Source organism: Cupriavidus consociatus (assembly GCF_017814975.1).
GTDB classification, from domain to species: domain Bacteria; phylum Pseudomonadota; class Gammaproteobacteria; order Burkholderiales; family Burkholderiaceae; genus Cupriavidus; species Cupriavidus consociatus.
The window spans coordinates 1-288 of sequence record NZ_JAGIQA010000198.1; the positions used below are offsets into that span (position 1 = coordinate 1).

1 protein-coding gene is annotated in these 288 nt (G+C 64.2%); it reads right to left on the minus strand.

The features are described 5' to 3' along the window. The coding region (locus J8I82_RS39925; protein WP_431831619.1) for a GntR family transcriptional regulator at nucleotides 1-286 on the minus strand (286 nt) is incomplete at its 3' end. Nucleotides 287-288 lie beyond the last annotated feature (2 nt).

Genomic DNA, 288 nt, shown 5'->3' on the forward strand with positions numbered 1-288 from the left:
GAGGTCGGGGGACCGATGCCGTGGTGGCAGAGCGACGGTGAAGGCCACGCAGGTCGGGATTGATCTGGGTCCCTGAGCCGGCGGCGGCCACGAGATAGCCCTCCGCTTCAAGCTGTTCGTAAGAGGCGACGACGGTTCCCCGTGACACCCTGAGTTGTGCTGACAGGACTCGGGTGCTTGGTAGGTGATCCCCGGGAGCGAGTACGCCGTCCATAATGAGTCCACGCACTTCTTCGCAGATCCGGACCGGTAACGGTCGCGGATCGTCAGGCAGGTGTAGCGGCAGGT